7 protein-coding genes are annotated in these 7,741 nt (G+C 58.0%); 6 read left to right on the top strand and 1 reads right to left on the bottom strand.

All coding sequences use genetic code 11. The features are described 5' to 3' along the window. Positions 1-149 precede the first annotated feature (149 nt). Entirely contained in the window at positions 150-761 is a 612-nt protein-coding gene (locus tag CPT76_RS03455) for a hypothetical protein (RefSeq protein ID WP_105441936.1), read from the bottom strand. A 207-nt stretch (positions 762-968) separates the two neighbouring features. Here CPT76_RS03455 and CPT76_RS03450 point away from each other — a divergent pair, with 207 nt between their 5' ends. The 6 genes from CPT76_RS03450 to CPT76_RS03430 all read left to right on the top strand — a co-directional run. After that, entirely contained in the window at positions 969-1,754 is a 786-nt protein-coding gene (locus tag CPT76_RS03450; RefSeq protein WP_258168046.1) for an AraC family transcriptional regulator, read from the top strand. 133 nt (positions 1,755-1,887) lie between these two features. Continuing rightward, the gene (locus CPT76_RS38820; protein WP_258168045.1) at positions 1,888-2,244 is read left to right on the top strand and encodes a hypothetical protein; all 357 of its coding nucleotides are present in this window, start codon (positions 1,888-1,890) and stop codon (positions 2,242-2,244) included. A 22-nt stretch (positions 2,245-2,266) separates the two neighbouring features. Then, a complete protein-coding gene (locus tag CPT76_RS38815; protein ID WP_258168044.1) occupies positions 2,267-2,785 on the top strand; it encodes a phytanoyl-CoA dioxygenase family protein in 519 nt (172 codons plus the stop codon). A 182-nt stretch (positions 2,786-2,967) separates the two neighbouring features. Beyond that, positions 2,968-4,677 carry an amylo-alpha-1,6-glucosidase gene (locus CPT76_RS03440; RefSeq protein WP_105441934.1) on the top strand — a complete coding sequence of 570 codons (1,710 nt, stop codon included), beginning with the start codon at positions 2,968-2,970 and terminating at the stop codon, positions 4,675-4,677. Between the two features lie 213 nt (positions 4,678-4,890). Then, positions 4,891-6,654, top strand: a complete 1,764-nt coding sequence (locus tag CPT76_RS03435) for a cache domain-containing sensor histidine kinase (RefSeq protein ID WP_105441933.1) — start codon at positions 4,891-4,893, stop codon at positions 6,652-6,654. Beyond that, a partial coding sequence (locus tag CPT76_RS03430; RefSeq protein WP_105441932.1) for a response regulator transcription factor occupies positions 6,614-7,741 on the top strand: 1,128 nt, incomplete at its 3' end. The genes CPT76_RS03435 and CPT76_RS03430, both read left to right, overlap by 41 nt.

The following is a 7,741-nucleotide window of genomic DNA, read 5'->3' as shown; positions in this document are numbered from 1 at the left end:
ATGTGGAATCTTGCAGGATGAGCAGACGCCGTACTACCGGCCATAGGTTCAGATCATGACAAAGAAGCAGGCATCTTACCTGCTTCTTTGCTTTGGTGTACATAAGGATCTGGATCTGACTCTTTCTGTTTTTACTCATCCACGGGGACTTACTCGAATTGAACCTCCTGATCCAGAAAGATCTCCTTCCGGCTAAAATCCATAGGCTCTTCGAACGGGATCAGCGCAAAGTCCACAGTGTCCAGCTGCTCCGGCAGGCGCGGTTCGACGAGAAAGGACATAGAGCTGATCCCTCCACCACCGCGGGATCCGTTGCGCCCTACACTGTATTCCTTATCTTGGCTAGTAACATCGAGCTGAAGAAGAGGGCGGAAATCAGTGAATTCATCCACATTCTCCAGCTGTTTGATTTCGATATGTACAATACTGCCATGCTCATGCTGCATCGCATGGGTGATCCTGTATTGGTAGCCTTCCTGTACGGTCGTTTTCATAATCTGCAGGATGCCCTGCAGCTCGCCGGGACCGTCGGAGCGTGGGCGATGAAACCCTCCGTTAATCGAATGAAACAGCCAGTTCAAATAGGGAGGCTTCAAGCCGAAAATCTCTTCAAACTCCTTCATCACTTCCTTAGGCGGAAAACACCGGCGTCCTTTCGTCAGGGCTTTCCGGTGGTTGAGCAGCTCAATCAGCTGCGTATCGACCGCATGGATTTCCTCATCGTAATCATTGGGCACCGCCCGCAGTTCCGACCATCCCATGATCCAGTTCCTCCCTTATTGTCAATATACCATTAAAACATAAGTTTTCCTGATTATACCATGTACTGAAATCCGAGATATGAAAAAATATGGACAAGCAATAAAGCTTGGGACTGTAGCTCCTCTCCGCGATTGATGTATAGTGAACATAACATCATCAAGCGCTTGGCTTGGCCCAAGCTGGCGGACAAGGAGGATGAAGCGATTTTGCCTGAAATTAGAGGTTTTATCGGAACCCACGACAAGGACTGGGAGGACGAGCGGCAGTGGAGCCATCCCGATTTGGAAATCACCGTCGTGTTGGAAGGAAGCGGTCGCTTTGTTCATGAACAGGAAGAAAGGCGAATCGAAGCAGGGCATGTCGCGCTGATCCCGTCCTTATCCGCTCATTCTTTCCATGCGATGACCCCGATCCGGTTCGGGGTTGTGCTCGTTGACGGACTGCTGCCGACACATGTACGTGAGCTGTTCGAACGGCTGATTGTCCTTGGCAAACCGCGCATTATTGCCTTATCCCGCCTCGACCAGGACCGCTACGAGCGGCTGTTCCGGGAATGGCTGAGGAGCCGTTCGTCTACGCTGAAAGAGCCTGTCCGAAATGATTTGGCCTGGATCGAAATTCTGCTGCTGTTTTTAAACGAGCATTCCCACCCGGACCAGCAGTCGTTCACGGTATCGCATACAGGCGATTATATTCGCCGGCATCTTCAAGAACCTATCGTCATCGGCAGCCTCGCGGAGATGGCCGGCCTGTCGGAGGAAGGCTTCCGCAAACGGTTCTTCAAAGCCTACGGCATGACGCCCAAGCAGTATCAGCAAATGTGCCGCCTGGAAGAAGCCAAGTGGCTGCTCAGCTCGACGGACAAGGATATGCAGGCCATAGCCGAGCAGATCGGCTTTGCGCAGCTGCACTCGTTTTCGCTGTGGTTCAAAAAGGCCGAAGGCTGTCCACCGTCGGAGTGGAGAACGAGGCAGCGCCGCGACCATCATTGAGGCATCCAGTCCGGTTTTGCGTAAATTGTGGCGGGTTTCGATTAACGACTTTCTCCTGAAGCAGGGGCTATGATGAGGAGGAATCTTCCGCTTCCGGCAGGAACGCGGTGATACCTTGAAAGGAGAGAGCGGCATGAACGTGACGATCGGAACGAGGGAGCTAGCGATGGGAAGCCGGTATTTGACCGAGCTGAGAAGCAGCAACGATATTTTGGAGGACACGGATGCGCTGAGATTGCGTCTGGCGGAGGAGGGATACCTGCTGATCCGCGGATTTCACGAGCGCGAGCGGGTGCTGTCCGCAAGGGAGGAGTTTTTACGCAAACTCCAGGCCATGGGCAGATTGGAGCCGGGGGCTCCGCTGGACGAAGGGCGCATTTCCCAAGACAACCGCAGCATGATGTGGGGCGGCGGCGCGGAAGAGCTGCAGGCGGACTTCCCCCGATTTTTGGATGTGGTGAACCATCCTTCGGTCCTGGATTTTTTTTGACCGTCTGTTTGGCGGCAAATCGATGACATACGACTATAAATGGCCGCGGGCCGTAGCCCATGGCGGGAATACCGGCGCGCATTACGACGTCGTGTATATGGGAAGGGGCACCAAAAACGTATATACGATGTGGACCCCTTTCGGAGACACGCCGCTTGAGCTCGGAACGTTGGCCATGTGCCTGGGCTCCCAGCATTTCAGTAAAATTAGGCAAACGTACGGCGAAATGGATGTGGACCGGGATAATGTCGCGACAGGCTGGTTTTCCGAAGACCCGGTGGAGATCGTCGATACGTTTGGTGGACGATGGGCCACAACGTCTTTCGAAGCGGGCGATGCCATTATTTTCGGCATGTACATGATGCATACTTCGCTTAACAACATGACGGACCGCTACCGGATCAGCTCAGATACCCGCTATCAGCTCGCATCGGAGCCGGTCGATGAGAGATGGGTGGGCCGCAAGCCGAAAGGGCATTATGCATGGGGCAAAACGACGCCCAAGCCGGTCGCCGATGCCCGCAAGGAATGGGGCGTGTAAGGGAGGCAAATTGCCAAATCTAACAAATGTACCCCTCCCACCTGACAAAAAGACACGATTGCCCGGAAAATAAAGCCGTCCCCAACAAATGTGCAGGTACATGGAAACACCTGGCCGTTTCCCTTCCAGGCGCCGCAGTTTACAATGAAAGCGTTATATTCCTGGATAAAAGGAGAACAGCCATGAACTTTGACCTGAACGTAGTACCCTTCAGCCGCAGAGAGACGTTTTTGGCGGTATCGCTGCTGCCTGAGGGTAAAAATAGACCGGCCGGGCTGTACCTGCGCACCGTCCGGGGCGGGGACGACAAGTTCGGGGAAGCGTTCCGCATCGAGCTGCTGGATGACGCCGGTGAGCTTTTGCCGTTCAAGGCCGAAGCCAATCCCGCCTACGTGAAGCTAGCAGCCCTCGACAGCGGTAGTTATGCAGAGCTGTGCATTTCGGACAGCCGCACCGCGCGCTTCCAGACCAGAGGCTGCGGCATCCGGCTGACGTTTCAGCCGGCGGCTTACGATTATGCCTACGAGGCGGTGCCCGGCAGCTGGGAAGTGAACAGCTTTACGCACGAATGCCGGTTTATGCTGACCCGTCTCGCTGGCTGCATGAAGATGGAAGTGATATGGGACAAGATCAAGAGCTCGCGCATCGTGGCTGAGTTCAGGCCCGACGGTGCCGCGGGTACGGCCGAATTCGCTATTGAAGAGTTTCGCACCGTGTGGAAGCCGCGGCCGGCCTGGGAGCCCTTTGAGGCGGCGGTGAAGGAAGCCGAGGCCGAATTTGCGGCCTGGCTGGATCACAGCCTTACGGTGCCGGCGCGCTGGCAGGAAGGGCGGGAGCTGGCGGCTTACATTACGTGGTCGTGCCTCGTTCCGGCCGAAGGCTGCCTGACGCGCCCAGCGATGTACATGTCGAAGAACTGGATGACGAATATATGGAGCTGGGACCACTGCTTTAACGCCATGGCGCTGGTGCGCCACGATCCGAAGCTGGCGTGGGACCAGTTCATGATCTTTTTCGACCGGCAGGATGAGAGCGGGCTGCTTCCCGATTTTATCAACGACAAGTACGAGCTGTGGAACTGCAACAAGCCGCCGATCCACGGCTGGACGCTTGGCTGGATTATGCGCCAGACCGATTGGATCGGCGAAGCGCAGCTTCGGGAAGTATACGGGCCGCTGTCCAAATGGACGGATTGGTGGTTCCGGTACCGGGACGGCGACGGCGACGGCATTCCCCAGTACAATCACGGCAACGATTCCGGCTGGGACAACAGCACGGCGTTCAATAACGGCATTCCGGTGGAAAGCCCGGATCTGTCGGCGTTTCTGATTTTGCAGGCGGAGCTTCTGGCCGAGATTGCCGGGCTGTTGGGGAAGACGGAGGAAGCGGCGCGGTGGCGCCGGCTTGCCGGGGATACGCTGGACGCCATGCTAAGCCATTTCTGGAAGGACGGCCGCTTCACGGCATGCCGGTCAGGGACGCATGAGCGTTCGCAAGGCGACAGCCTGCTGCTGTTCGTGCCGATCCTGCTCGGTAACCGGCTGCCGGAAGAGATACGGACCGCGCTGCTGCAGGGGCTGCGGGAGGAGGGCCGTTTCCTCACCGGCAACGGCTGGGCGACCGAAAGCGTCCGCAGCCCGTATTACCAGCCCGACGGCTACTGGCGCGGGCCGATCTGGGCGCCGTCGACCATGCTGCTCGTGGAAGGCGCCGCCGCGGCGGGCGATACGGAGCTCGCCAGAGAGGTGGCGCAGCGGTTCTGCCGCATGCTGAACAAGAGCGGCATGGCGGAGAACTTCGACGCGCTGACGGGGGAAGGGCTGCGGGACAGGGCTTTTACCTGGACATCGAGCGTATTTTTGATCCTTGGACATGAATACGGGGAACTATAGCGGAATCATGCACTTCTTCGGAAGGGACTTTTTGGAAAAGTCCTCCGGGGAAGTGCTTTTCCCGTTTCTGAAAGGTGCCGGCTTCCGCAAACAAGGCGCTTGACCACGGATTTCTTGTAAGCGGTAACAATTGCGCGGTGAAAGGGCTCCGTCCCCTGTCCGTCCATGCTAGAATGCAGATAGACGACTACCGTGAAGAGGAGGGGATCCGCCATGAATATCCGCCGGCACGGACCGCTGCGGCGCTGGCTTCCGGCAGGAGCTTACCGCAGCATCCGGACCAAACTGCTCGTATGCTTTCTGATTGTGACGCTGATCCCGCTGCTCTCGCTTGGGGCGCTTTCTTACTACCAGTCCGCCAGGACGGTCAATTCCCAGTTCGGCCGTTACGGCGAGAACGCGGTGGCCCAGCTGCAGCAGCAGTCGGACTCCATGCTGGTCCGCATGAAGCAGATGAGCCAGACGATCTACTCGTATTTGCTGGATCCCGCACATGCGGACCTCGGGAGCGATCCGCCGGTCACCTACGGCGAAATTATGGAGAAGAACGACTTCGAATCCGTCCTGAGGTCGCTGGCTAACGACCAGACGGCCGGGATTTATATTATTACGCCTTCCGGCTATTACTACGGCGAAAATAACCTCGACGTCGGCAAGCTCGCCGGTATTCCGGCCTGGAAGAGCATGCCCGTCTCGAATAGCGGCCCTTATTGGCTGGGCTTCTACATGCAGAACCATGCGATATCCGCCTCGGAGCAAGCCGGCCCGGCAGTCCTCGGACTGGCCGTGCCGATCCGGAACCCGGGCGGCGCCCAGGACGGCAGTACGATCCTGATTGAGGAGGACGCCCGGGAGCTGCTGCGTATGTTCCGTCAGTTCGAGGAGGACACGAAGGCGCATCTTTCGATTCAGGCGCCGGACGGCCGGACCGTTTACGAAAGCACGGAATCCTTTACGCCGAGAGATAACGATATCATCTGGGACAAGACGCTGTCCGTCAACCATTGGAAGATCGAGGCAAGGCTGCCTGCCAAGGCGTTTTACCAGTCATCGGGAGTCATCCGGTCGAACACGGTCATCGTGGCGGTTTGGTCCTGCCTGCTTGCTTTCGGGCTGGCCTATCTGTTTACGTCCCGGTTTACGGGGCGCATCCGTTCCCTGAAGGAATCGATGCAAAAGGTCAGCTTCGGCAAACTGGACACACGGGTTCCGGTCGAAGGACGGGACGAACTCGGGAGCCTGGATATCAGCTTCAACCGGATGGTCAGCGGCGTGCAGTCGCTCGTCCAGGAAGTGGAGCGAAGCGAGCGCCTCAAGAAGGAGGCGGAGCTGAAGGCGTTTCATTATCAGATCAATCCGCATCTGCTCTTCAATACGCTGAACTCGATCCAGTGGAAGGCCAGGCTGGAAGGGGCGGAGGAAATCCGCCGAATGCTGTATCACCTGACGATGGTGCTGGAAGGCAACCTCGATATATCGCAGGAGCTCGTCACGCTGGAGCGGGAGCTGCGGATGATCGGGCATTTTTTGAAAATCCAGGAGATCCGCTACGGAGCCGTATTCCAGTATAAGCTGGACTGCGAGGAAGATCTGAAAAGGTTTGTCATCCCGCGGATGACGCTGCAGCCGCTGTTTGAGAACATCTTTTTCCACGGTTTTACCGATGGGGCCGGGGTCATCGAGCTGCGCGTCCGGGAGCAGGGGGAGGAACTGCTGCTGGAACTCAAAGACAACGGGGCCGGCATCAGCGAGGAGAAGCTTGCCCAGCTGCTGGCTCCGAATCCTGAGCCCCGCGGCCGCGGCGGTCTCGGCGTAAGAAACGCGGACCAGAAATTCAAGCTGCATTTCGGCCCGCGGTACGGACTTACGGTACGTTCAATCAAAGGAGAGGGAACATCGATACTGATTCGCTGGCCCAAAAAGGAGGAGCATCCGGATGGAGAACGCAAACAACCTGAAAGTGCTGATTGCCGATGACGAGAGCATCGTTCGCAAAGGTCTGAGATCGACGGTGCCCTGGGAGCGGTTCGGTATGGAGGTCGTGGCCGACGCGCCCAACGGGGCGAAGGCGTGGGAAGCCTTCAAGGAGCACCGCCCGGACATCGTCATTACCGATATCGTGATGCCGGAGATGGACGGCATCGAGCTGCTGCGCAGGGTCAAGGAGGCCGAGGAACGGACGAAGATCATCCTGCTCAGCTGCCACCGGGATTTTGAATACGCGCAGCAGGGCATCCAGCTGGGGGCTTCGGGATACCTTCTGAAAACCGCGTTTGAGGACGAAGAGCTGGAAGGGCTGCTGGAGAAGCTGCGGCGGGAGCTACAGCGGCGTCCGTCCCCGGCACCGCTGGACGGGGAGAAGCTGGAGGCGCTCCTGTTCGGCTGGCTCAGCGGCAGCAGCGGAAGATTTCCCGCCGAGCTGGAGCGGCTTCGCGCGGAGGCATGGCGTTTTGGCGGCCAGGACGTGCATGTGTACCTTGTCCGGACGGAGGGCTGCGGCATGCCGTGGGCCGAATGGCTGAAAGCGAAGCAGCTCGTACACAGCTCGGAAAATGAAGCGGTCATCCCCTATGGCGGTGACGCCTGCTATTGGATCGTGCCGGAAGGGATGAAGGAGGCGGCAAACAGCCTGCTGATCGAAGCCAAGGGCAGCCATAGCCTGCTGAAATGGTCCGCCAAGGGCCCCTTGGGCACCAGCAGCGGCATCGCGGAAGCGTTCCGCTCCCTGCATAAAGAGGCCGAGCTGGAACGGGCGTACGGCGTATCCGGCGGAGATTGGCCCGAGCCGATTCAAAAGGCGGTACGCCTGCTTCATGAGCAGCCCGGTTCCGACTGGTCGGCGAGCGAGCTGGCGGAAGAGGTCGGGCTCAGCCGCAGCCATTTTTCCATCCTGTTCAAAAAGACGGTCGGCGACAGCTTTATCGCGTTCCAATACAAGCGGAAGCTCCGGCTGGCCCAGGGACTGCTGCGGGATACGGACCTGACGATGCAGGATATCGCCGAGCGGACGGGGCTTGGCGACAGCAAATACTTCAGCAAATGGTTCAAGCGCTGCACGGGTCAG

Origin of the sequence: Paenibacillus sp. AR247 (assembly GCF_002968895.1) — a bacterium.
GTDB classification, from domain to species: Bacteria; Bacillota; Bacilli; order Paenibacillales; family Paenibacillaceae; genus Paenibacillus_AQ; species Paenibacillus_AQ favisporus.
Note: the sequence above shows the minus strand (reverse complement) of the source record. Positions and strands in the feature narration are given on the sequence as shown.

Excerpts from the sequence above, each read along its gene's own strand:
- CPT76_RS03455 (WP_105441936.1), bottom strand. The coding sequence starts at position 761 with ATGGGATGGTCGGAACTGCGGGCGGTGCCCAATGATTACGATGAGGAA.
- CPT76_RS38820 (WP_258168045.1), top strand. The coding sequence starts at position 1,888 with ATGAACGTGACGATCGGAACGAGGGAGCTAGCGATGGGAAGCCGGTAT.
- CPT76_RS38815 (WP_258168044.1), top strand. The coding sequence starts at position 2,267 with ATGACATACGACTATAAATGGCCGCGGGCCGTAGCCCATGGCGGGAAT.
- CPT76_RS03440 (WP_105441934.1), top strand. The coding sequence starts at position 2,968 with ATGAACTTTGACCTGAACGTAGTACCCTTCAGCCGCAGAGAGACGTTT.
- CPT76_RS03435 (WP_105441933.1), top strand. The coding sequence starts at position 4,891 with ATGAATATCCGCCGGCACGGACCGCTGCGGCGCTGGCTTCCGGCAGGA.